At 61.7% G+C, this 21,388-nt stretch carries 22 protein-coding genes; 7 read left to right on the forward strand and 15 right to left on the reverse strand.

Translation table 11 applies throughout. From position 1 onward, the window contains the following. Positions 1 to 144: 144 nt before the first annotated feature. From AC57B6_RS10925 to hpnN, 3 genes are all read right to left on the reverse strand, one after another. The gene (locus AC57B6_RS10925) at positions 145 to 552 is read right to left on the reverse strand and encodes a hypothetical protein (RefSeq protein ID WP_144194508.1); all 408 of its coding nucleotides are present in this window, start codon (positions 550 to 552) and stop codon (positions 145 to 147) included. A gap of 874 nt (positions 553 to 1,426) precedes the next feature. Then, positions 1,427 to 2,431, reverse strand: a complete 1,005-nt coding sequence (locus AC57B6_RS10930) for an MlaA family lipoprotein (protein ID WP_496421311.1) — start codon at positions 2,429 to 2,431, stop codon at positions 1,427 to 1,429. A gap of 2 nt (positions 2,432 to 2,433) precedes the next feature. Then, complete coding sequence (gene hpnN / locus AC57B6_RS10935) at positions 2,434 to 5,049, reverse strand: hopanoid transporter HpnN (protein ID WP_496421312.1); 2,616 nt, start codon at positions 5,047 to 5,049, stop codon at positions 2,434 to 2,436. Positions 5,050 to 5,261: 212 nt separating this feature from the next. On the opposite strand from hpnN, the gene AC57B6_RS10940 reads away from it, so the two are divergent. Next, positions 5,262 to 5,867: an MlaC/ttg2D family ABC transporter substrate-binding protein gene (locus AC57B6_RS10940; protein ID WP_496421313.1), complete on the forward strand. Its 606-nt coding sequence runs from the start codon at positions 5,262 to 5,264 to the stop codon at positions 5,865 to 5,867. A 128-nt stretch (positions 5,868 to 5,995) separates the two neighbouring features. Here AC57B6_RS10940 and hpnH read toward each other — a convergent pair whose 3' ends face one another. Continuing rightward, positions 5,996 to 7,156: an adenosyl-hopene transferase HpnH gene (hpnH, locus tag AC57B6_RS10945; RefSeq protein ID WP_028195958.1), complete on the reverse strand. Its 1,161-nt coding sequence runs from the start codon at positions 7,154 to 7,156 to the stop codon at positions 5,996 to 5,998. Between the two features lie 10 nt (positions 7,157 to 7,166). After that, the gene (gene ispH, locus AC57B6_RS10950) at positions 7,167 to 8,111 is read right to left on the reverse strand and encodes a 4-hydroxy-3-methylbut-2-enyl diphosphate reductase (RefSeq protein WP_028195957.1); all 945 of its coding nucleotides are present in this window, start codon (positions 8,109 to 8,111) and stop codon (positions 7,167 to 7,169) included. Between the two features lie 375 nt (positions 8,112 to 8,486). On the opposite strand from ispH, the gene hpnC reads away from it, so the two are divergent. Both hpnC and AC57B6_RS10960 read left to right on the forward strand, forming a co-directional pair. Then, positions 8,487 to 9,353: a squalene synthase HpnC gene (hpnC, locus tag AC57B6_RS10955; RefSeq protein ID WP_491564891.1), complete on the forward strand. Its 867-nt coding sequence runs from the start codon at positions 8,487 to 8,489 to the stop codon at positions 9,351 to 9,353. Further along, entirely contained in the window at positions 9,353 to 10,525 is a 1,173-nt protein-coding gene (locus AC57B6_RS10960) for a glycosyltransferase (RefSeq protein WP_496421314.1), read from the forward strand. The genes hpnC and AC57B6_RS10960 overlap by 1 nt, the downstream gene beginning before the upstream one ends. An 83-nt stretch (positions 10,526 to 10,608) precedes the next feature. Here the strand turns inward: AC57B6_RS10960 and AC57B6_RS10965 are convergent, their stop codons facing one another. Together AC57B6_RS10965 and hpnA are read right to left on the reverse strand one after the other, a co-directional pair. Next, positions 10,609 to 11,178 carry a hypothetical protein gene (locus AC57B6_RS10965; protein WP_046572097.1) on the reverse strand — a complete coding sequence of 190 codons (570 nt, stop codon included), beginning with the start codon at positions 11,176 to 11,178 and terminating at the stop codon, positions 10,609 to 10,611. Positions 11,179 to 11,385: 207 nt separating this feature from the next. Continuing rightward, positions 11,386 to 12,399, reverse strand: a complete 1,014-nt coding sequence (hpnA, locus tag AC57B6_RS10970) for a hopanoid-associated sugar epimerase (protein ID WP_028195952.1) — start codon at positions 12,397 to 12,399, stop codon at positions 11,386 to 11,388. Between the two features lie 163 nt (positions 12,400 to 12,562). On the opposite strand from hpnA, the gene AC57B6_RS10975 reads away from it, so the two are divergent. Next, positions 12,563 to 12,856: an acylphosphatase gene (locus AC57B6_RS10975; protein WP_028195951.1), complete on the forward strand. Its 294-nt coding sequence runs from the start codon at positions 12,563 to 12,565 to the stop codon at positions 12,854 to 12,856. 26 nt (positions 12,857 to 12,882) lie between these two features. Here AC57B6_RS10975 and egtD read toward each other — a convergent pair whose 3' ends face one another. Next, a complete protein-coding gene (egtD, locus tag AC57B6_RS10980; RefSeq protein WP_028195950.1) occupies positions 12,883 to 13,866 on the reverse strand; it encodes an L-histidine N(alpha)-methyltransferase in 984 nt (327 codons plus the stop codon). A gap of 601 nt (positions 13,867 to 14,467) precedes the next feature. On the opposite strand from egtD, the gene rarD reads away from it, so the two are divergent. After that, complete coding sequence (gene rarD / locus AC57B6_RS10985) at positions 14,468 to 15,364, forward strand: EamA family transporter RarD (RefSeq protein WP_030103713.1); 897 nt, start codon at positions 14,468 to 14,470, stop codon at positions 15,362 to 15,364. Positions 15,365 to 15,390: 26 nt separating this feature from the next. Here the strand turns inward: rarD and AC57B6_RS10990 are convergent, their stop codons facing one another. Continuing rightward, on the reverse strand, positions 15,391 to 15,930 hold the full coding sequence (locus tag AC57B6_RS10990; protein ID WP_030103714.1) for an Mpo1 family 2-hydroxy fatty acid dioxygenase: 540 nt from the start codon (positions 15,928 to 15,930) through the stop codon (positions 15,391 to 15,393). Positions 15,931 to 16,021: 91 nt separating this feature from the next. Here AC57B6_RS10990 and AC57B6_RS10995 point away from each other — a divergent pair, with 91 nt between their 5' ends. Next, positions 16,022 to 16,735, forward strand: coding sequence for a Crp/Fnr family transcriptional regulator (locus AC57B6_RS10995; RefSeq protein WP_178370596.1), 714 nt, complete (start codon positions 16,022 to 16,024; stop codon positions 16,733 to 16,735). Between the two features lie 133 nt (positions 16,736 to 16,868). Continuing rightward, a complete protein-coding gene (locus AC57B6_RS11000) occupies positions 16,869 to 17,474 on the forward strand; it encodes a lytic transglycosylase domain-containing protein (protein WP_496421315.1) in 606 nt (201 codons plus the stop codon). A gap of 40 nt (positions 17,475 to 17,514) precedes the next feature. On the opposite strand, the gene AC57B6_RS11005 is transcribed toward AC57B6_RS11000, so the two are convergent. From AC57B6_RS11005 to AC57B6_RS11030, 6 genes are all read right to left on the reverse strand, one after another. Continuing rightward, positions 17,515 to 18,399, reverse strand: coding sequence for a 4-hydroxy-tetrahydrodipicolinate synthase family protein (locus AC57B6_RS11005; protein WP_496421316.1), 885 nt, complete (start codon positions 18,397 to 18,399; stop codon positions 17,515 to 17,517). Positions 18,400 to 18,401: 2 nt separating this feature from the next. Next, positions 18,402 to 18,743, reverse strand: a complete 342-nt coding sequence (locus tag AC57B6_RS11010) for a hypothetical protein (RefSeq protein ID WP_028195944.1) — start codon at positions 18,741 to 18,743, stop codon at positions 18,402 to 18,404. 194 nt (positions 18,744 to 18,937) lie between these two features. Continuing rightward, on the reverse strand, positions 18,938 to 19,309 hold the full coding sequence (locus AC57B6_RS11015; RefSeq protein WP_106357575.1) for a hypothetical protein: 372 nt from the start codon (positions 19,307 to 19,309) through the stop codon (positions 18,938 to 18,940). A gap of 170 nt (positions 19,310 to 19,479) precedes the next feature. Then, entirely contained in the window at positions 19,480 to 19,740 is a 261-nt protein-coding gene (locus tag AC57B6_RS11020) for a hypothetical protein (protein ID WP_496421317.1), read from the reverse strand. Then, the gene (locus AC57B6_RS11025) at positions 19,733 to 20,482 is read right to left on the reverse strand and encodes a DNA/RNA non-specific endonuclease (protein ID WP_279224497.1); all 750 of its coding nucleotides are present in this window, start codon (positions 20,480 to 20,482) and stop codon (positions 19,733 to 19,735) included. The genes AC57B6_RS11020 and AC57B6_RS11025 overlap by 8 nt, the downstream gene beginning before the upstream one ends. A 385-nt stretch (positions 20,483 to 20,867) precedes the next feature. Further along, positions 20,868 to 21,227, reverse strand: a complete 360-nt coding sequence (locus tag AC57B6_RS11030; protein WP_106356155.1) for a DUF3564 domain-containing protein — start codon at positions 21,225 to 21,227, stop codon at positions 20,868 to 20,870. Positions 21,228 to 21,388 lie beyond the last annotated feature (161 nt).

Consider the following 21,388-nt stretch of genomic DNA (forward strand, 5'->3'; position numbering starts at 1 on the left):
TCGAGCCGCGTCGCCGGCCCGGTGCGCTCACTTCCATCATTCTGATTCCCACCAGATCTAGTGGGAATCAGAATGCCGAAGCCGCATCGTTATGAACAGACGGTACGGTGGACTCGCTTACGTCTTTACTGCCTGATTGCAACCTCATGTTTTGCGTGTCGGCGTCCGCCCAGTCGCATTCCGCATGTGATAGTGCGACGCCAAAGACCCCTTATGGTCAACTTTGACCAGGCCAATGCGGCGGCACAAATCAATCAGGCGCTCGGTGCGCTCGACCGCTTTTTCTGCGTAGTGTTTGGGCGCGGGTTCAAGCCGCCTGACGAGTTTTCCCAGCACGATAATCGTGCTGGGAATCACAGGGTTGTCCGGTGTAGGCTCCAGTTCTGCTTCGGCCTCGCTCAGTGCGATCTTTAGGTCTTTCAGGACATCACCGTAAGCGGCCTCGCAGCCGTCCGCTGTACCGAGTTTGCGCACAGCGTCGAACAGGTGCGCCAACTGCTGACCGGTGACCACACCGGCAGTCGGTGAATCGCCTTTCTTCGTTTCGCTCATCGCTGTCCGTCCTCTAGCATTGGGAAGTTCACGGTGTTGCGGTCGTCGGTGTTCATAGACTTTCCCGACTTACCGGTACACGTATTCTTTAGACGCGTCACCGTCTGGCCGACGTCGCCCACTGGCAGGGTGGCGGTGCCATCCTTGCGGCTCGGTTTCGTCCGTCCCGTTCCAGGCCTCAAGTGCGTGCCATGCGGCGACATACGTTTGAAAACACCAACGGTCTCCATAACCTGAAGCGGTCAGGTTGGCCAGGATTGCGTAATTGAATCCGAGCCGCGTAATGCACGCGTCACGACCGCTGGCAAATTGCCGATAATCGGTATAGCCGTTCACGGTGCATATCGCTTGTGCGTCAAAGACAGACTTTGTCTAGTTTGTTGCCTGGAATGCGCAACTCACCGGCGCGCCTTGCGTTGGAAGCGTCGTCGGCACTCTTTCAATGATGAAATGTAGCTTTCGACGCGCTCGGGTCTCTGCATCCGGTCCGCAGAGACTCCCCTATGGCTCCCCTTAGCAAATAGGGGAAAATCTCTCAACTCTCAGGAGAAGCGCTGTGAGCCCTACCAGCTAAGAGTTTCATGGAGGTAGGGTTTGTCCGCACGTTGCCCCTGTGCGGTGCGGCACTTACTTTCTTTGCCGCCGCCCCGCTGCAAAGAAAGCGGCTTCACACCGCCAGCTCTTAAGCGGGTCCCCCGCACAGCCACGGTAGTGGTGCATCTGGAATCTGTGTTCCCGCACATTCAGCCCCAGTGACAAGGCCGTCATACTTCCGGCGGCGCTTCGCGCGCCGACACGGTACTTCTTCAAACCGTCTACTTCAGTCTGCTTTTCTTTGGAGCGCAGTGCGCTCCAAAGTATCTGACTTGATCCCTTACTGCGTTGCAGGTACTGCCTCCGGCAGTTTTTTGTCCGCGGGCGCGGTTTGGTTGGTCGGTGCCGCAGGCACTGCGCCCGACGCTGCCGCGGGCGCGGCCGCTGGGGCGCTCGGTGCGTCGCCCGGGTCCGTGTAGTTCGGTACGCCCGCCGGGGCGCCTGTGGCGCTTCCTGACGCGGCGTTCGGGGCCTCGGCGGCGTCGCCTGGGTCCGTGTAGTCGGGCACGCCGGTCGCTGCACCTGATGCGCCCGAAGCGCCCTTGGCGGGCGCGGCTGCGCCGGAGTTGCCGCCCTCGTCGTCGTAGTTCGGGAGCGGTGCGGCGTTGTCGCTCGTGCCGCGCAGCCGCGCTTTGCGCTGCTGCGTATAGGCGTCGCGGACGAATGAATACTTGTCCAGGGCAGCCTGCTCCAGCAGGCTGGATGCCCCCAGCAAGTCGGAACGTACGCTCACGAATTGCAGCACGTACAGCGGATTGCGTACCGCCGGCTCGATGTAGTTCAGCGGGTTGAACTTCACGTCCACCACCAGACCCATGCTGTCACGCACCGTGCTCGGACCGAATAGCGGCAACACAAGGTACGGGCCGGACGGAATGCCCCAGTGGCCCAGCGTCAGACCAAAGTCCTGGTGGTGCTTCGGCAGGCCAGCCGGCGTCGCCCAGTCGAGCAGGCCGCCGAGGCCGAAGGTCGAGTTGAACGCGAAGCGCACGATGTCTTCCGTCGCGTCCGTGATCTTCAGTTGCAACAGGTTGTTGGCGGCGTTGGTCAGGTCGCCCAGATTCGAGAAGAAGTTGCTGACCGCGGTGCGCAAGGGCTGCGGCGTCACTTTCTGGTATCCCTTGGCGACCGGAACGGCGACGAAGCGGTCCAAACCGTCGTTGAACTTGAAAATCACGCGGTTGGCCGGCTCGAACGGGTCGCCCGGTTTGCGGTCGGGCCCGGTCGCGCAACCAGAGATCAGCCCGGTGGCGGCGAGCGCCAGCACGGTGGTTCGCAGCTTCATGCCTAGATTCCTTTCTGCTTTCCGCGACGTTGGCGCGGCTTGCCCATCAGCACGGGTTGGAACACCACCGCACCGATCAGTGTGCAAAACAATGAGAGTGCCAGCAAGCGCCCCATACTCGACGTACCCGGATGGTGCGAAAGCCAGAGGCTGCCGAACGCCGTCGCCGTGGTCGCCGCGCTGAACAATACGGCATGCGTAAGGCTCGACTGCAAAAGGCTAGTCTGCCCGTGGCGCCACGCCATGACGAAGTAAATCTTGAATGCTACGCCGACGCCGAGCATCAGCGGTAGCGCAATGATGTTCGCGAAGTTCAGCGGCATGCCGAACACCACGCACAACTCCAATGTCACCAGCGCCGATACCAGCAACGGAACCAGCGTGCGCAGCATGTCGCTGAGTCGCCGCAATGCAATCCACAGCAGAATCGCGATCGACAGCAAGGCCCAACAGGCAGCCTGCAGGAAGGCCTTGATGATCGTGTCCGCGGAATGCAGGATCGAGATCGGACCGCCGATCGCACCCGGCTCCGCCTTCTTCACCGCGTGGGCGAAGCGGGCGAGCATCGCGTCGTCGTTCGGATCGACGCCGGGTTTGACCTTCGGCGCAATGTCGACGAGCGCGTGGCCGTCTTTCGAAACCCAATCCTTTGAGATCTCCTTGGGCAGGTTGTCACGCGTAATCTCGGTCGGCTGCAATAGATCCGCCAGTTGCTTCAACGCGATGCGCAGCGGTTCGGACATCGCAGTTTCGGCGCGGTCGCGCGTGGCGGCGTCGGCGGCGGCCAGCTTCTGCAGCGTGGCCGACAGATGCTTGGCTTCGGCGGCGCCCGGGCCCGGGTGATCGTCGGCGGCGAGCGAGAGCTGGTTCGACGCGCGCTTCAATGCGGCGACGCGCACCGCGTCCGTGGCTTGAGGGGCGGGCTGTTGCTGCAGCGCAGGCAAGAGTTGCTGTGCGGCACTCGCAATCAGCATCAGTTTTTGCTGCTGCTCGGCGGGAACGAAGCTGTCCAGCGTAGTCACGCGGCCCACTTCCGGCAGCGTGCGCAAATGGGCGGCCTTCTGGTCCGCATCCGCCAGCGTCGGCGCCAGCACATGAACGTTGTTGACCGCCGCTTCCGGCGAATCCTTCAGCGACAGCAGCGTCGCCATCGATTCCGTATGCGGGTCTTTCAAGTGCAACGGGTTGAAGTCGAAACGCAGATGCGTGAGCAAGGGCGTGGCGCCGATCACGACGAGCAGCGTGCCGATCAGCACCGGCTTGCGATGATGGTCGAGGAAATCGTCGACCGGGGCGAGTTGCTTGAAGCCGGGCGAAGCGGCTTCGCCCGGCGGGTTGAAGATCTTCAGCAGCGCCGGCAGCAGCGTCATGTTGGTGAAGTACGCGACGAACATGCCGACACCGGCGATCTCGCCCAATTCCGACACGCCGCGATAAGCCGTCGGCAGGAACGAGAAGAAGCTCAGCGCGACCGCTACGGCTGCGAGCGTCAGCGGCACGCCGATGCTGTGCGCGGTATGCATCAGGGCGGCGGAAAGGCGGTCGTCGCGATTGCGCTCCTCACGGTATTTGACGCCGAACTGCACGCCGAAATCGACCCCGAGCCCGACGAACAGCACCATGAAGGCGACCGAAATCATATTGAGCGCGCCGACCATCAGCAGGCCGAGCGCCGCGGTGATCGCAAGCCCCACGAACAGCGTGATGAACACGGCGAGGATCATGCGGCCCGAGCGCAGCGCCAGCCAAAGAATGACCAGTACGACGATGAAGGTGCCGATGCCGTTGAGCACGGCGCCGTCCTGGACCGACGCGAATTCTTCATCCGCGAGCGGCTGTTGGCCGGTCAGACGGACCGTGGCGCCGTAGCGCGTATCGAGATGCAGCGAAGCGGCGGTGGCGCGGATCGCTTTCGACGCGCTCGCGCCCGGCTCCAGCGCGTCGTAGTTCACAACCGGCTGCACCGTGACGAAGGCGCGCGCCGGATCCGTGGCGACCCCCTTGTCGACCAGCGCACGCCACGAGAACGCCGCCGGCTGGCCAGCCAGCACGCGGTCGAGCGTGGTGGCGCTTTGCGACAGCAAATGGCTCATGTCGGCCAGTTTCACCTGCCCAAGCTGGAGCGGCAGCAACAGACTCGTGGTGAGCGTGCCGGCGAGGCCGGTCAGGCTCGGATCGTGCGCAAGTGCATTGACGAGCGGACGCGATTGAACGAGCTGCGAGGTCGTCGAGAGGACTTCATCGGTGGATGGAAACAGCAGGCCGTTGTGATCGAAGAAGGGGCCGCCGGCAGGTTGCGACACCGCGACGAACTCCTTGGAATCGGCTTTGAGCGCGGCCGTCAGCGCATTGGCCGCGGCATCGGCAAACTCGGGCGCGCGGGCTTCTACCACTACCAGCACCGTATCGCCCCGGTCGGGGAACGCCTTATCCATGGCGTTTTCGAGCGACGACCATTGCTTGTCGGTCTCGATGAGACGGCTGATGTCCGTGTTGATCTTGAAGTTATGGGCGACGTAGATGCTGCTCAGTATGGCGAGCACGACGGACAGGGCGATGATCCGTAACGGATGGCGCACCGAATAGGCGACGAGACGGACGATAGATGACTTCAGCATGTAGGCGGAGGGGGCCTTATCACGAGTGGTGTTTTTGACGAAAGTGCACAAGTATACAGAGCCGGAGCGAATCGGCTCCACTTCGGTAGCAAGGCAGGCTCCCGGGCGTCGAGGCTGGGGTGGGAACGCAATATCGGTATACTGGTCTATCCTGCTTTCGCCGTGGGCTCTTGAGCCAGCCGGCGCTTACTTTTTTGGGTTGTGGCGAGCGTATGAAACGTTATCTGTCTGCTTTTCTGGCTGCGGCCGTGGTGTCCACGGTCGCCTATGCGCAAAGCGCGCCTGATGCCGTGGTGAAGACTGCCGTTGAAGGCACCGTTGCCGCGATGAAGGCCGACCCGCAGGCGCGCGGTGGCGATATGGCCAAGATTACCGAGCTGGTTCAAACGCGCTTTGTGCCGGCTACCGATTTTCAGCGGACCACGCGAATCGCGGTAGGGAAGGCCTGGAGTACGGCGACCCCGGAACAGCAGAAGCAGTTATACGACCAGTTTACGCTGCTACTGGTACGCACCTATGCCGCATCGCTTTCGCAGTTGCGCGATCAGGACGTGAAGTTCAAGTTCTTGCCCGTCACGGTGCCGGCCGGCGCCAAGGACCTGGTGGTGCAGTCGCACGTGATCAGCAATGGTGGCGATGACGCCATCGATTACCGGCTGACCAAGGGTGCCAACGGTTGGAAAATTTACGACATCAACATGATGGGCGCGTGGCTGATTCAGGTTTATCAGACGCAGTTCGCCGATCAGATTTCCAAAGGCGGCATCGACGGGCTGATCAAGTTCCTGACTGCGCATAACGCCCGAAGCGGCGGCTAAACGAGCCCAAGTCGCAGGAAAAGAAAAAGCGCGGTGGCATTCAGGCCAGCGCGCTTTTTTTGCAATATATCCAGCAGGGAACGGACAAAACTGCATCAGGAGCGGCACTCAGCCGCCCCTCATAACAATTAATGCGCGGAAGCGGAAGCCGCCGTCTGCACCTTCTTGCCCGTACCCGCACGCCCGATCTCTTCCAGCTTGATTTCGACGTGGCGCGAGAAGACGTACTCGGCCGGACGTTGCTTATCCAGAGCAATGTCCTTCACGAAGGCACCCGAAGTCTTCGGACCGCGCAGGCTGACCTTCAATGCCTTCAACGGGTGCGCCACCGTATCCATCACGGCAGTCGCCTCGAAGCCGCAGTGCACCATGCAATCCGCGCACTTCTCGTAGTTGCCCGTGCCGTACTTTTCCCACTCCGTGGTTTCCATCAATTCCTTGAAGGTCTTCACGTAGCCTTCGCCGACCAGATAGCACGGCTTCTGCCAGCCGAACACGGTACGCGCCGGGTTGCCCCAAGGCGTGCACTCGTAGGTCTGATTGCCGGCCAGGAAGTCGAGGAACATGCCCGACTGGCTGAACGACCAGTTCTTGCCGTTGTTGCCGCGCTTGAAAATCTCACGGAACAGCTGCTTGGTCTTGTCGCGATTCAGGAAGTGCTGCTGATCCGGCGCGCGCTCATACGCATAACCCGGCGAGACGGTGATGCCGTCCACGCCCATCGGGCCGAGCGTATCGAAGAAGGCGGCCACGCGTTCCGGCACGGCGTCGTTGAACAGCGTGCAGTTGATGTTCACGCGGAAACCACGGCGTTTCGCTTCCTTGATGGCGGCGACAGCTTTTTCGTACACGCCTTCCTGCGACACCGAGTGGTCGTGCGCTTCCTTATCGCCGTCGAGGTGAACCGACCAGACGAAGTACGGATTCGGCTCGTAGTCGTCCATCTTCTTTTCCATCAGCAATGCATTCGTGCACAGGTACACGAACTTCTTGCGCGCGATGATGCCCTTCACGATCTGCGGCATTTCCTTGTGCAGGAGCGGCTCGCCGCCTGCGATCGACACCACCGGTGCGCCGCATTCGTCGACTGCGCCAAGGCATTCTTCGAGCGACAGACGTTGATTCAGGATGGGATCCGGATAATCGATCTTGCCGCAGCCATTGCAGGCAAGATTGCAGCGGAACAGCGGTTCCAGCATCAATGCGAGCGGGTAGCGTTTGTTGCCAGACATATGCTGGCGCATGATGTAGGCGCCGACCCGGACTTTCTGTAGCAGCGGAATAGACAAGACGTCCTCCTTAAACTTCGCGTGCAGCGAGTGGTTGCATCAGTTTCGATGGCAACTTGAATTCGACTTTTTCTTCACGGCCCGCCATCGTCGTGACATCGACGGGCCCCAATGCGCGCAGCGCATCGATTACGTTCTTCACCATTTCTTCCGGTGCCGAAGCACCGGCCGTAATGCCGACAGTTTGCACGTTGGCAAACCACTCCGGCTTTACTTCCGAACCGTCGGCGACGAGGTAACTCGCCACGCCGGTTTCGCTGCCGATTTCGCGCAGCCGGTTCGAGTTCGAACTATTGGTCGCGCCCACCACCAGCAGCACATCGACTTCTTTGCTCAACTCGCGCACCGCCGCCTGGCGATTTTGCGTGGCGTAGCAGATGTCGCGCGTGTCGGGACCGACGATGTCGGTGAAACGGCGCAGCAGGGCGTCGATGATGCCACGTGTGTCGTCGACCGACAGCGTAGTCTGCGTGACGTACGCAAGCGGCGTATCGAGCGGCAGGTCCAGCTGGGCGACTTCGGCCTCGCTCTGCACCAGCAGCACCTTGCCGGGGATTTGGCCGATCGTGCCTTCCACTTCCGGATGGCCGGCGTGGCCAATCAGAATCAGGGTACGACCCGCCGCCACATATTGGCGTCCTTGCACGTGAACCTTGGTCACGAGCGGGCAGGTTGCGTCGAGCACGTCGAGGCCGCGCTGTTCCGCGTCGCGCTCGACGGTCTGCGCGACACCGTGCGCGCTGAAAATCGCCACGGCGCCATGTGGCACTTCATCGAGTTCTTCGACAAAGCGCGCGCCTTTCTGGCGCAGGTTGTCCACCACGTGGCGATTGTGAACAATCTCGTGGCGAACATACACGGGCGCGCCGTGTTGCTGTAATGCGCGATCGACGATTTCGATTGCACGAACAACACCCGCACAAAAGCCGCGGGGTTGAGCAAGGATGACTCGCATAAATTGGCGAACTCCGACTGACGCGGGTTTCGAAGAAGCCGGTAAATCTGACTTTATCGCCGCGACCATCTATCTAGTTGACGTCTTGAGCCCCGGCGACGAGCCGGTACAGCAAAACCAAACGCGCATTCTAACGCTATCAGGCCGCCTTTGCTCTGACAGGCCCGTCAGGGTGTTGGACTGCCGCCGCGCCGCGGGTGCGCCGTCCAGCGTTGTATCCAGGGCGCATGACGGCATGATGCGGTTGGCGGTGCACGGCTGGTAATGATTACACGCTGGATTGCAGGCTGCACCGGTTTCACGGAACCCTTAAACTACGTGGTCCTGCGGCCCATATTGGCTGCCGCATTACAGAATGGTTTCGAGGCTCGCTGGATGGACGTCGATCAATACGAAAATTTTCCGGTCGCGAGCGTATTGCTGCCAAAGGCGCTGCGCGCGCCTGTCGGCATTATCTATCAGGTTGTCCGCACCGCCGCCGACATCGCCGATGAAGGCGACTGGAGCCCGGCCGAGCGGCATGCCCGCCTCGCCGACTTTCGCGCCGGCCTCGACGCGGTAGCGCAGCGGCGTGCGGCACCGGTGCACCCGCTGCTGTTCGGCAAGCTCGCCAGCGTGATCGCGCAGTATAAACTGCCGCTCGCGCCGTTTTACGATCTGCTCCACGCCTGCGGTCAGGACATCGACAACAACCGTTACGCGGACCGGGCCGCCTTGCTCGACTATTGCCGCCACTCGGCCAGCCCGATTGGGCATCTGATGCTGCATCTGGTGGGCGCCGCCACGCCGGAGAATCTCGCCGACGCCGATGCGATCTGCACGGCGTCACAACTGATCAGCTTCTGGCAGGACGTCGCCGCCGACTGGAAAAAGGATCGGCTGTACCTGCCCCTCGCCGATCTGCGGCGCTTTAACGTGACCGAGGCGCAGATAGAGGCAGGCGTTGTCGACGATGCATGGGTCAAGCTGATGGCCTACGAGATTTCGTTTGTCCGGGCCACGCTGGTACGCGGCGCGCCGCTCGCGCTGCGGATTCCCGGACGGCTGGGCATCGAGCTGTGCGGCGCGATACACGGCGGCCTGCGTATCCTCGAGCGAATCGAGAAGGCCGGCTACGACGTGTTTGCCGAGCGGCCGGTGCTCAACACTTTTGACTGGTGCGTCGTCGCGATACGCACTGTGGTGATGCGCCTGTCGCGGCGCGTCGGCGTAGAAACGGGTTCACTCGAGGGTAATGCTTAATGGTGGTGGTTCTGTTTCTTCTTTCCTGTCTTTCCCTGCTGATCTGGTGCCTGTTGCTGTTCGCGCGCGGCGGTTTCTGGCGGGCGCGTCCCGCCACGCCGCTGAAGCTCGACCCGCGTGAAACGTGGCCCGCGGTTGCCGCCGTGGTGCCGGCACGCAATGAAGTCGATGTGATCGCGCAAGCCGTCACCACCCTGCTCGAGCAGGACTATCCCGGCGAATTCCATGTGATCGTGGTGGACGACCACAGCACCGACGGCACCGCCGACGCTGCCCGCGCGGCCGCATTGCAACTGCAATGCCCGGACCGCCTGACGGTGCTGAGCGCGAAGCCGCTGCCGCCGGGCTGGTCCGGCAAGGTGTGGGCGCAGTCGCAAGGGATCGAGGCGGTGCGCACGCTTGGCCTGCCGGCCGATTTCCTGCTGCTCACCGACGCGGACATTGGCCATCCGGCCGACGCTGTGACGCAACTCGTGGTCCGTGCGGACGCGGAAAAGCGCGACCTCGTTTCGCTGATGGTTCGTCTGCGCTGCGATTCGTTCTGGGAGAAGGCGCTGATTCCGGCCTTCGTGTTTTTCTTCGCCAAGCTGTACCCGTTCTCGTGGGTCAACAACCCGCGCAACCGCACGGCTGCGGCTGCGGGCGGCTGCATGCTGGTCCGGCGCAGCGCGCTCGAAGAGGCGGGCGGCATCGAGTCGATTCGTGCCGAACTGATCGACGATTGCAGCCTCGCCGCGCGGATCAAGCATCGCGGCACGGGGCGTCATCCGATCCGGCTGGATGTGGCGGCGCGCAGCGTGTCGCTGCGTCCTTACGATAGCTGGCGCGATATCTGGAACATGATCGCGCGCACCGCCTTTACGCAGTTGCATTACTCGCCGCTGCTGCTGGCGGGCACCTTGCTGGGCATGACGATCATCTACCTGATACCGCCCGTGGCCGCACTGGCGCTCGGACCGTTGGGCTGGCCCGCGTGGCTCGCGTGGGCGCTAATGTGCTGCGCGTACGCGCCGATGCTTGGCTATTACCGCCGCTCGCCGCTGTGGGCGCCGTTTCTGCCGCTGGTGGCGCTGTTCTATGTCGGCGCGACGTTTGCCTCAGCGGTGCGTTACTGGCGCGGCAAGGGTGGCCAATGGAAGGCGCGCGTGCAGGCGCCGGTGCAGGAGCGCTAAAAGTCGTAAATCCATCGATTTATCGGACGAAAAGAAAAACGGCGCCCGAGGGCGCCGTTTTTTACGTCAGGCTTGCCTTTGTATCAGGCCTTGCTGAGCATCATGTACATCTGGATCACCATGTCGGGTGAGAACGTGAATGGCACCCAGCCGTGACCGGTGTGGCGCATGACCAGCAGGCGATCGCCATTCGACTGCTTCTGCACGGCCATGACGGGATTTTTCGTCGAAACGAAGCGCCAGCCCGGCGGGATGCCCGGCGGCGGTTCCGGCGTCATCGAGGCGCGTGCGTTCGACAACTCCTCGATCAACTGCCCGATCTGTTCGGCGCGTAGCGCCACCGTCTGACCGCCGATGGTCATGGTGATCTCGTTCTGTGCGGGACGGTTGATTTCGAGTGTGGGTTGCAACCGGGCGGCCGGTTCTCCGGCGGGCGCAGGTGCGGACTCCGCGGCTTCTACCGCTGCGCTCTCGGCTTCAGGCGCCACGCGCTCCGCTGCCGCTGCTGACGCGGCATGACTGGCTGCCGGCGCTTCTTGCGCCGTGACGTTTGCGGATGTCTCGGGGATGTTTTCGGCCTGCGGGGCCACGACAGCCTGGATGAGCTGATCGACGCCCACTTCCAGCGCGCCGAGCTGTTCGTGAAGATTCATGCGAGGTTTCTCTGGTAAGACCTACGATTTTAACTGCTGCGCGTAGGCTTTTACCTGTCGCTAACACAGTGACGTTGTAACAAAATGCGTGCAGGTCACGCCGGAACGCGGGCTTGACCTGCGTGACTTGCGTGACCTCGGTGGTGCCGCCGAAGCGGCCCGCTGCTGTTTGCGCGGCTGATCGATCCTGCCCGCGTCTGGGCTTTATCAGGCCTTGTTCAAGTATCCGGCCTGCCTGAACCAGTCGAGCGCATCGCTTAAGCCCTCGCGATAAGGCCGTGCGCGATAACCGAGCTCGCGTTCCGCCTTCGCCGACGTGAAGTACATCTTGTTCTTCGACATCTTCAGACCGTCGACGGTGAGAAACGGTTCGCGCTTTGTGATCTTGGCGACGGCTTCGGCGCCCGCGGCGAGCGGATAAAGCGGCCAGCGCGGCAAACTCAGCGTCGGCGCCTTGCGCCCGGTCAGCGCCGCGATATCCGCGAGCATTTGTTGCAGCGGCAGATTCTCACCGCCGAGAATGTAGCGTTCGCCGATCTTGCCGCGCTCAAGCGCGAGGAAATGGCCGGCCGCCACGTCATCCACATGCACGAGGTTCAGCCCCGTATCGACGAACGCGGGAATCTTGCCGAGCGCTGCTTCGACGATGATGCGCCCCGTCGGCGTCGGCTTGACGTCGCGCGGACCGATCGGCGTGGACGGATTGACGATCACCGCCGGCAGGCCGTCCTCGGCGATCATGCGCTCCACCGCGCGTTCGGCCAGCACCTTGCTGCGCTTGTACACGCCGATCGCCTGGTCGGCTTTGAGCGGCGAGGTTTCGTCGGCGGATTGGCCGGAGCTGGTCACTTTCAGCGTGGCCACGCTGCTCGTGTAGACGATACGTTCGACCCCTTCCTTCAGCGCCGCGCGCATGGTCGCCTCGGTGCCTTCGAGATTCGAGCGCTCGATTTCGCTCGGGTCCGGCGCCCACAGGCGATAATCGGCCGCCACGTGCAGCAGATAACGCACGCCGCGTAGCGCATTGCGCATCGACGCTTCGTCGCGCATGTCGCCGACCACGATTTCCGCGTCGAGCGCTTCGACGTTCTTGCGCGGACTGGTGGCGCGCACCAGCACGCGCACCTTGAAACCCTTCTGCTGCGCGATGCGCGCCACCGACGAGCCGACGAAGCCGGATGCGCCGGTTACGAGCACGAGATCGCGATTCTGTTCGGTCATTCTGTTTCATTCCCTGCGTGACAGTCGACGGATTGTACGTGTCGCGCGTGCCGCGTGGCGCGCCGGGCGGTACAGATGCGCGGGCGAACTGAAACGTGGCCGAGCATTCTCGTCGCGGCGCGACTAGAATGCCGGCTTGAAAGAATTGCGAGGAGAGGACGGCATGGCCCCGGATCTGGATCAGCGGATCGAAACGTATTACGTGCGGGTGCGTGGCACCGTGCAGGGCGTGGGCTTTCGCCACGCCACTGTGCGGCAGGCTCACGCGCTCGGTATCAAGGGATGGGTGGCGAATCTCGACGACGGTTCCGTCGAAGCCATCTTGCAGGGTTCGGCCAACCAGGTCGACCGGATGCTCTCGTGGCTGCGTCACGGGCCGCCGGCGGCGCGCGTGACCGAAGTGACCGGCGAAGAGCGCGCCACCGAAAAGCGCTACGAACGGTTCGAGCAGCACTGAGCAGCAATGAGCGGCGCGAGCCGCGCTCAACGCGCGACCAGCAGGCTCTCCGCAAAGCCCCAGCCGTCTTCGATCCATTGATGGCTGCATACGAAGCCCGCATCGTCTGCGATCGTGGGCACCTCGTCCGCGCGATATTTGTGGCTGCTCTCGGTCCAGATCGTCTCACCTGCCTTGAGCGAGACCGTCAATTGCGCGGCGCCAACGTGCGCGGTGAGATCGCGCTTCGCACGCAGATGCATTTCAATGCTGCGCGCGTCCGGATTGAAGCGCGCGACGTGCTCGAAGGCATCGAGCGGAAAATCGCCATCGAGTTCGCGATTGATGCGCGCCAGCAGATTCAGATTGAACGACGCGGTTACGCCGACCGCGTCGTCGTAGGCGGCTATCAGCACCGGCGTCGGCTTGATCAGGTCCGTGCCGAGCAGCAGCGCGTCGCCGGGCGCAATCATGTTGCGGATATCGCGCAGAAAACGCGTTGCCGCGAGTCTGCCGAAATTGCCGATCGTACTGCCAAGAAACAGCACGAGTAAGCGCTCGTCCGCCGCGCGGTTCCTGCTCACTTCGGCCAGTCCCGCCAGGTAATCGCGTTCATAACCGACGATCGAGATGCGTTCGATGTCGCCGAGTTCGCGCCTGCACAACTGCAACGCGCTGCGCGAAATTTCAATCGGGCAGTAAGAAGTGGGGCGCTTTTTACACAGCGCCTCCAGAATGCGCCGCGTTTTGCGGCCGCTGCCGCTGCCCAGTTCGGCAACGGTCACGTCATGCGGCAAATGCGCGACGATATCCGCCGCGTGCTTCGTCAGCAGCTGTTCCTCGGCGCGTGTCACGCCGTATTCGGGCAAAACGGTGATCACTTCGAATAGGGCGGAGCCGACTTCGTCATACAGATACTTCGACGGCAGTTCTTTCTGCGGCGTGTGCGTGAGTCCGGCGCGTACGGCGGCGGCAAAGGTCGCGCGGAATAGATCGGGCGACGCGTCGTGCGATAGGGCTGGCTGGGTCATGCTGGCTCCAGTAGTCACATTCGATGAGCGGGATTGCTGGCCGGGCGGTGGCACGCGCGGCGAAACGAAGTTGCTGCGTGCCGCGGGAAAGAAGGGCTGGCTCAAGTCCGTATGGACTGCCTTTACCGGCCCGGCTCGTTGATGCTGCAGATGACGGTTGCAAATGACGGCTGACCGTTACTACGAATATCCGTGATGTCCCGGATGAGGTTGCAAACGGCGTCGCCAGACTTCGAAGCAAGATTCGCGCTTGAGCAATTGCACGGGAAATTGCCGGCGTTGCAGTTGCAGATCGGCCACGCGCACGTGAAGTTATGTTCTAGTGCATCGGCGCACGATGCGCACGGCGAAAATTGCTGCTTCCTGCAATGAGCGAACGGGCACGTTGGTCGCGAACCCGTCTAGAATGCCCGCTTACGTTCGCTTACGCCCGCTTGCATCGCCTGCCGAAGACAAAAGCGCAGCGCCGATTCACACCACAAGACGCGCTGCCAGATCGAGAGACTTCACTTCCAATGACAACAATTCGAGGCGCGCAGCCCCATGCTGCGCCGCACACACCTGCACCGCACGCCCAGGCAACTGCATCACGGGCCGCGCAATGAACCAGTATGACCCAAAGCGCGGTATTGCGCTGTCCGTCGGCGCGTCCGCGATGTTTGCTTTACTGTCCGCTTACGCCAAGCTGCTTGCGCCGTTGAGCGGCCTCGACATTTTCGCGTGGCGCATCGTGTGGACCGTGCCCGGCGCGCTGCTGCTGATCGTATTGCGCAAACGTCTGCCCATTCTTCGGCAACTTCTTTACCGTATGGTGACGCAGCCGAGGCTTGCCATCGCGATGGGTGTCAGCGCGGTTCTGCTGGGTGCGCAACTGTGGGTGTTTCTATGGGCGCCGTTGCACGGGCGCATGCTTGAAGTCTCGCTCGGTTATTTTCTGCTGCCGCTCGTGATGGTGCTGGTGGGGCGCTTCTACTATCACGAGCGCCTCGACGGTTTGCAGTGGCTCGCTGTGATCTGCGCCGCGTTGGGCGTCGCGCACGAATTGTGGATGACGGGTGCCTTTTCGTGGCCCACCTTGCTCGTCGCACTCGGCTACCCGCCGTATTTCGTGCTGCGCCGCAAAATCAACCAGGATTCGCTCGCCATGTTCACGGTGGAAATGTGCTTGCTATTGCCGGCTGCGGCTGCGTTCATCTTCATTGGCGGGTCGCTGGCGATGATCGGCGGACGTGTCGATATGTGGTGTCTGTTGTTGCCTGGCCTCGGCGCGCTCAGCACCCTTGCGCTCGCTTCGTATCTGAAGGCGAGCCGTTTATTGCCGGTCGCGTTGTTCGGCATCCTCGGCTATGTCGAACCGGTGTTGCTGGTGTTTGTTTCGATCACGTTGCTTGGCGAGACGCTCAATGCCGCGCAGTTGGCCACCTATATTCCGATCTGGATCGCGGTTGCGCTGACGGCATTGCATAGCGTGCGGCTCGTTCGGTTCGCGCCGCGTTGAGCTTATGACGCCGAAGGCGCAGCGCTTTAGCGGTGCACCGTTGCGCGATCCGCATTGATATGCGTCGCGCCGACCTGCGCTTCGATCGCTTCGCGCAGCGCCGGCCGCCAGCCGAAACCGAACAACGCTTCAGCGAGCACGAATAGCGGCCCGATCAGCAGGCCGATCACGTCGTCGACAAAAGCCGGCTTGCGATGTTCGTAGGCGACATGGCCGACGAACTGAAACACCCAGCCGATCACGAAGAGGCCGATGCCCGAGGCGAGCCAGGTGAGCGTAGCTTGCGCGGCGAGCCATTGTCCGCACGCGACGCACAGTGCCGACACCACGGCCATCATCACGCCGAGTGGCACGTCGAGCACGAGGTAATAGATAGTCGCCGCGACGAACAATACCCACGCTGGCGACAAGGTAAACGGCAGCGCGGCCAAGCCGAAAGCCGGCCGGCTCAACAACACCGCCAGCGCCAGCACGATCATCGGAATACCGACGAAATGCGTGGCGATATTGCGCCGGTCGCGATGGTAGGCCGCGTATTGCGTAAGCTGTTGTGTCAGCGTTCTCATGGATGCCGCTCCTCAATCAAAGTCAGCATAATCGCGGGCAGCGGAATTTGAAACCATCGGGTAGCCGACAATCGGGCACGGATGCCGTCCTATGACTGCGAGTTTTTCATCGAATGAGCTTGCCGCGCTGCTGGCGCGCAGCGCGTGGTTTCGCTCGGCGCCCGCTGCCATGCAGGCGCAACTGATTCAGGCGGGGCGTATCGAGCGTCTTGCTGCCGGTGAACGGCTTTTCACGCGCGGCGATTCCGACGATGGCCTCTATTGTGTGCTCGACGGGCTGATGCGAATCGGCGCGGCGAGTTCGGCCGGCAAGGAAGCCTTGCTTGCGGTTATCGAGCCGGTTAACTGGTTCGGCGAGATCGCGCTGTTCGATAAGCGCCCGCGAACCCACGACGCGTATGCCGAGCGCGATGCCGAGCTGTTTCATGTGCCGCGTGCGGCGCTTGCCGCGCTGCTCGAACGCACGCCCGAGTACTGGCATGCTTTCGGTTTGCTGCTGACGCAAAAACTGCGCCTCGCTTTCGACGCCATTGAAGAGGCCGCCTTGCTGCCCGCCGCGCCGCGCGTAGCGCGGCGCTTGTTGCTGATGGCAGGCGGCTACGGCGAACCCGGTGCAATACGGCGCGTACTCAAGGTGCCGCAGGAGGACCTGGCGATGATGCTGGCCTTGTCGCGGCAGACGATCAATCAGGTGCTCAAGCAATTCGAAACGCAGGGCGCGCTGAAGTTGCGTTACGCGGAAATCGAAATCGCCGATGTACAAAAACTCAGCGCGCTGGCCGATCTGAATCCGGCCGCGGACTGATCGAATCGGGTCGTGCTGAGGTCGCGCACGGCGACGCTTCTTTATAAGCATTTTACGGCGCACCCCTATTTCTTTGGCGATTCGCTACACCAAGCCCGGTAAGGTCTAGCCACCCCGGTCAGGAAGCGAAAATATGCATGGAAATAGCGCGCTGGATGGTGTGCAAACGCAACACGATCCTGGTTCGAAATTCGGCCTGAAGATCCTGTTCGCGACAATCGTCTTCTCGCTTGCCGCTGCCTCCCACGCGGCCGACGCGCAATCGACGTTGGCCGCGCCAACTGCCGCGAGCGACTCAACACCTGACTCCGGCTTGCCGGCGCTCAGCGATATCACCGCCATGCTGCGTGCGCAGTTTCGCGTCGCCCCGCTGGAATCCATGAAGATTGCGCGCGCGGTATTGAGCGAAGCCGACCGTCACGCCATCTCGCCGGTCTTGCTGCTTGCCGTGATGTCGGTCGAGTCGAGTTTCGATCGCCACGCGCTCAGCAACGCGGGTGCGCGTGGGCTCATGCAGGTGCTGCCCGCGGCGCATCCTCAATTGATTGCGGGCACAACTGATTTGTCCGATCCGGCGATCAACGTGCGGATCGGCACGACCATCTTGCGTGCTTACCTTGACGAGAGCGGTGGCGATCTCGACGCCGCGCTGCTTCGCTACAGCGGCGGCCGCCGCGGGTACGCGCGGCGTGTCGTGCTGCGGATGCAGCGCCTGGACGCAAGTTTGCGCCACGAATGATTAACGCATTCGTAGCGCATGTGTTTCTGCTTTAGCGCTCTTAGCTCATCGCCCGGGCGAACTCGGCGCGCAGATCTTGCAACCTGTCGCGTGCAGTGCTCAGACGTTCAACGAGTTGTGCCGAAGCGCGCGTGATCGGCATACGCGTTTCATCGGTCATGGCATGGTCGAACGCCAGCATTGCCTTGATCGCGGACGGGTTAGGCGCCGCGAATAGCAGACGCAACACGGGCAGCAGGCTGGCGAACAGGTTGCGTTCATCCTGCTCGCGGTCGGCATGAATCAATTCCTGTACTGCGACCAGAAGATCCGCGCAGACATGCGCGCTGGCCAGAATGCCGCCTGTGCCGCCGTTGTGCAGGCAGTCGTCCAGCGCTTCGTCGGTGCCGCACAGCACGTTGATCGGCAGCCCGCGCAGCTTGCTGAAGTGTTCCTTGACGCATTCCTTGATCGCGACAATGTTGCCGTGCTCGACCAGGCGCGCCACAGTGTCCGGTGCAATCGCAACGCCGGTCCGATGCGGCACGTCGTACAAAACGATTGGACGTTCGGTCGCGAGTGCGGCCTGTTCGAAATGCCATTGCACGCCAGCCTGATCCGGACATACGTACGACGGTGGCGAAATCAGATAACCCGCGCAGTCCCAGCGTTCATAACGCTGGATATCATGCAGGACGTCGCGCGTACTCGAGCCGCCGACGCCAATCAGCATCGGCAAGCGGGAGCCGATTACATCGCTCAGCGCCTGCAATACGGTGAGGCGTTCGGATTCCTGTAACAAAGCGGCTTCGCCCGTCGTGCTCAAGGCAACAAAACCGCTGATTTCCGTGCTCAGGTAGTAGTCCGCGAGGCGTTGCAACGCGTCGACGTCGACTTCGCCATTACGCAGCGGGGTAACGATAGGCAACCAGATACCTGAAAACATGATTAGCGTGCCTTTGCGACGGCATGGCGGCGCTTCAGTGGTCCGATCAGTGCGGCGGGGAGTGTCGAGATCAGCGTATGCAGGGTGAAGTCGAGGTCGTCGAGTGCGATATCGAGTTGCACGCGTACTTCTTCACGTACGGCTTCCGTGCTGACCACGTATACGCCGAGCGGAGAATGAAGCAGTGTGCGCAGTTGGGTGCCGGGAAGATCGTGCGGCGGATGGGGCAGGGTTACCTGCAAGCGGGCGCGAGCCGTGGGGAAAGGAATTACATTGTTGCGTTGGGCCGGCGGCGCGCTGAGCGGCTGCGTTTCGAAGCTGTCGATTGATTGCGTGAGAGCCATTTAATGCGGCGTTCGTTGACGCCATGGTTGATCAGGACAGTTCGAGATTAGACGTCTACGGGTAAACACAGTGCAAAAATTGGGGCCCCTGACGAAAAAAGGCGAGTCGCAAGACTCGCCCTCCCTGAACGGCACAGTTCGGCTTCGATTAACTACGCATGCGTGGCCGGTGCGTGCCGAAAACCGATCACGTGTTATTGCGTCTTTGTCGCGTCGGTCTTTGCGCCGTCGGCTTTTGCCGGGGCATTGCTGGCCTCTTTCGCACTCTCCGTCTTGGTCTTGCTTGCGCTTGTGTCGACAGCGGTCTTCTTGGTGGCTTTATGTGTCTTCGCCGTATGCGTGGCGGAAGCCTTCTTCACATGCGCCTTCGTCGCGGCCTTGGTCGGCGCTTTCGTTGCCGCCGTGCCTTCATTCGTGGCGCCGGTTTGCACGGCGGTGCTCGCCTTCAGATTCGCCTGGCCGGCGGGTTGCGTTTGTGCGGGTTGCGCGGCCGACGGCGCTGCGGTTTGTGCGAATGCGGTCGACACGACGAGAGCGGAAGCGAGAGCAGCGAAAAGCGTCTTCATGATGTAACTCCTGGTTGAACCGGTTGTTCTTTGTGTCGCGGCTGAAATGTTTCAGCGCTGCCGGTTTAACGTTGAGCGGAAGACAGCAGTTGACGATGCTCTGGTGACAAAACGTAACGGCGGATACATATCGGGGTGCTGAATCAATCAGAGCCGTTTCGGTGAACGCACTATTGAAACGGATTCTGCACAACGCCCGGTTTCGCATCCGGCTCGTCCGTCACCTTCGCGGGCAAATCGGCCTGCGCCTGCAACGCAGCAACGACCGTGTCGATCGCTTCTTTCAATGCCAATGCCGCCTTCAGCCCGCGCTGGTCCCGCGTCAGTTCCAGCGTGCCATTCAACACCACGCGCGCGGTGCCGTTGCTGACGGTGAGTGCATCGCCCTGGATGTTCAGCACGTCGTCATCGTTCGAATAGGGTTTAAACACCTTTCAGTCCTCCCGGTCGCTGGTCTTTGAGATTCTCCGGAATACCCGGAAAACGGATGCCCGAGGCCGCCTCGAGTTCGTGAATCGTCCGGATGTCGTAACGGTTGGTCGAGACATTGTCCACTACCACCGCGAACGCCATTTTGCGGGACGGCACGTAGACCACCTTGAACAATTGCGTCGGCACGAAGACGCGGGTCGGTCCGATGGTCTGCAGTTGCTGGCCGCTGAAAATCGGCCCGGTGACGACATACGTATCGTCGTACGACGTCGCGATCTTGCGCACCGACGTTTCGATACGCGCCCACAAGCGCTGATTGTTCTCGCGGTTCTGCGGCACGACGTTGGCCAGCGAAAACGATTGTGCCATCGCTTCCTGCGTCCAGCGATTGCCCGCCGGGCTCATATGCCCGCGATCGAAACCGCTGCGCTTGTAGTCCGCGAGCGTGGCGCCTTCGCCGTCAGGCAAACGCGCGTCTTCGAAAAATTTGTTGGTGCGGACCATGTCTTTGGCGGCTTCGATATGGTCGCGCGTCAGATGCTCGGCGGACCATAGCGGACCATGCGTGATACCCGAATGCAGCACCGCGAAATCGCTGTAGCAAAGCATGCGCGTTTTTGGTGCCATCTTCTGATTGGTCAGAACCGGCCATTGCGCATTCGGGGTGAACTGGGTGCAGGAGGGCGCCGCGCTCGCATGAGCGGCAACGGCGAATAGCAGACAGGCAAACCACTTCTTCATGTGTAAGTCAGTTGAAGGATCGGGGGCGCAAGTATAGCGTCGCGAACCCTCATCGAGCGACGTGGAACGCAGCGGAACACGGAAGGTAGAAAGCTTTTTGTGCGGCGCCAGCAGCGATAAAAATGCCGCGCGCGGAAGAAAAGGGAGAAGCGAAAGAAACGCAGGCGCAAAGCCTCAAAAGCTTTGCACAAAAAAAACGGGCCGCTTTGCAGCGACCCTAATGCGTGGATTTCCAACTCTACGCATGCAAACTTAAGAAGGACTTAAGCCGGCATAGCGCAGAGCGAGGCGTGCGTTGAAGATCGAACCCGCGCACGAATCGTTGACCGCGCCGGCAGCGCGGTGTGCGCGTAAAAAATTCGCCTAACGAAAAAAGCGCTCGAACCTAATTACCGAACACGCTATGTTCGGCATGTACGTTCTGGCGATCGACGGCTTGCAGGCGCCAGAAACCGCTGGTCGGCGCACGCGTGCGCAACGCCGTCCAGGCTGCGGCGCCTTGCGCCGCGCTCACGCGCTGCTTGCGGTCGACGTGCAATCCGCGCAGCGTGCACAGTGGTGCATCCGTGCTCGGTGCACAGAGGGTAGTCACGCCATTCTCGTCGTGTAATTCGCCCCAAGGGGGCAGATCGATCCCTTGATGTGCTTCCCGCGACCACCGATGTTCTTCGGTGTCGAGCCATAGCACAGCGTAATCGTGGCTGACGGTGGGATCGGAACCGTTGATGAGGATGGTCAGGCGCATGGCAGGTTCCGTACAAAGTGCGAAGTAATGCTTTATCAGTCTATGTCGCAGCGCGTGTTATGCAAGGCGAAAAAGGAATCGCGATCGGATGCGAAAAAACGTACGCGCGATGAATGCGGCTGTACGATAGCCGCGTCTGGGAGATCATCCGTGGAGGCGTG

The organism is Paraburkholderia sp. BGA-UO-ETr-F12 (assembly GCF_059567945.1).

Bases quoted from the DNA above. Each gene is read 5' to 3' on its own strand.
- AC57B6_RS10925 (WP_144194508.1), bottom strand. From the start codon at position 552: ATGAGCGAAACGAAGAAAGGCGATTCACCGACTGCCGGTGTGGTCACC.
- AC57B6_RS10930 (WP_496421311.1), bottom strand. From the start codon at position 2,431: ATGAAGCTGCGAACCACCGTGCTGGCGCTCGCCGCCACCGGGCTGATC.
- hpnN (WP_496421312.1), bottom strand. From the start codon at position 5,049: ATGCTGAAGTCATCTATCGTCCGTCTCGTCGCCTATTCGGTGCGCCAT.
- AC57B6_RS10940 (WP_496421313.1), top strand. From the start codon at position 5,262: ATGAAACGTTATCTGTCTGCTTTTCTGGCTGCGGCCGTGGTGTCCACG.
- ispH (WP_028195957.1), bottom strand. From the start codon at position 8,111: ATGCGAGTCATCCTTGCTCAACCCCGCGGCTTTTGTGCGGGTGTTGTT.
- hpnC (WP_491564891.1), top strand. From the start codon at position 8,487: ATGGACGTCGATCAATACGAAAATTTTCCGGTCGCGAGCGTATTGCTG.
- AC57B6_RS10960 (WP_496421314.1), top strand. From the start codon at position 9,353: ATGGTGGTGGTTCTGTTTCTTCTTTCCTGTCTTTCCCTGCTGATCTGG.
- AC57B6_RS10965 (WP_046572097.1), bottom strand. From the start codon at position 11,178: ATGAATCTTCACGAACAGCTCGGCGCGCTGGAAGTGGGCGTCGATCAG.
- hpnA (WP_028195952.1), bottom strand. From the start codon at position 12,399: ATGACCGAACAGAATCGCGATCTCGTGCTCGTAACCGGCGCATCCGGC.
- AC57B6_RS10975 (WP_028195951.1), top strand. From the start codon at position 12,563: ATGGCCCCGGATCTGGATCAGCGGATCGAAACGTATTACGTGCGGGTG.
- egtD (WP_028195950.1), bottom strand. From the start codon at position 13,866: ATGACCCAGCCAGCCCTATCGCACGACGCGTCGCCCGATCTATTCCGC.
- rarD (WP_030103713.1), top strand. From the start codon at position 14,468: ATGAACCAGTATGACCCAAAGCGCGGTATTGCGCTGTCCGTCGGCGCG.
- AC57B6_RS10990 (WP_030103714.1), bottom strand. From the start codon at position 15,930: ATGAGAACGCTGACACAACAGCTTACGCAATACGCGGCCTACCATCGC.
- AC57B6_RS10995 (WP_178370596.1), top strand. From the start codon at position 16,022: ATGACTGCGAGTTTTTCATCGAATGAGCTTGCCGCGCTGCTGGCGCGC.
- AC57B6_RS11000 (WP_496421315.1), top strand. From the start codon at position 16,869: ATGCATGGAAATAGCGCGCTGGATGGTGTGCAAACGCAACACGATCCT.
- AC57B6_RS11005 (WP_496421316.1), bottom strand. From the start codon at position 18,399: ATGTTTTCAGGTATCTGGTTGCCTATCGTTACCCCGCTGCGTAATGGC.
- AC57B6_RS11010 (WP_028195944.1), bottom strand. From the start codon at position 18,743: ATGGCTCTCACGCAATCAATCGACAGCTTCGAAACGCAGCCGCTCAGC.
- AC57B6_RS11015 (WP_106357575.1), bottom strand. From the start codon at position 19,309: ATGAAGACGCTTTTCGCTGCTCTCGCTTCCGCTCTCGTCGTGTCGACC.
- AC57B6_RS11025 (WP_279224497.1), bottom strand. From the start codon at position 20,482: ATGAAGAAGTGGTTTGCCTGTCTGCTATTCGCCGTTGCCGCTCATGCG.
- AC57B6_RS11030 (WP_106356155.1), bottom strand. From the start codon at position 21,227: ATGCGCCTGACCATCCTCATCAACGGTTCCGATCCCACCGTCAGCCAC.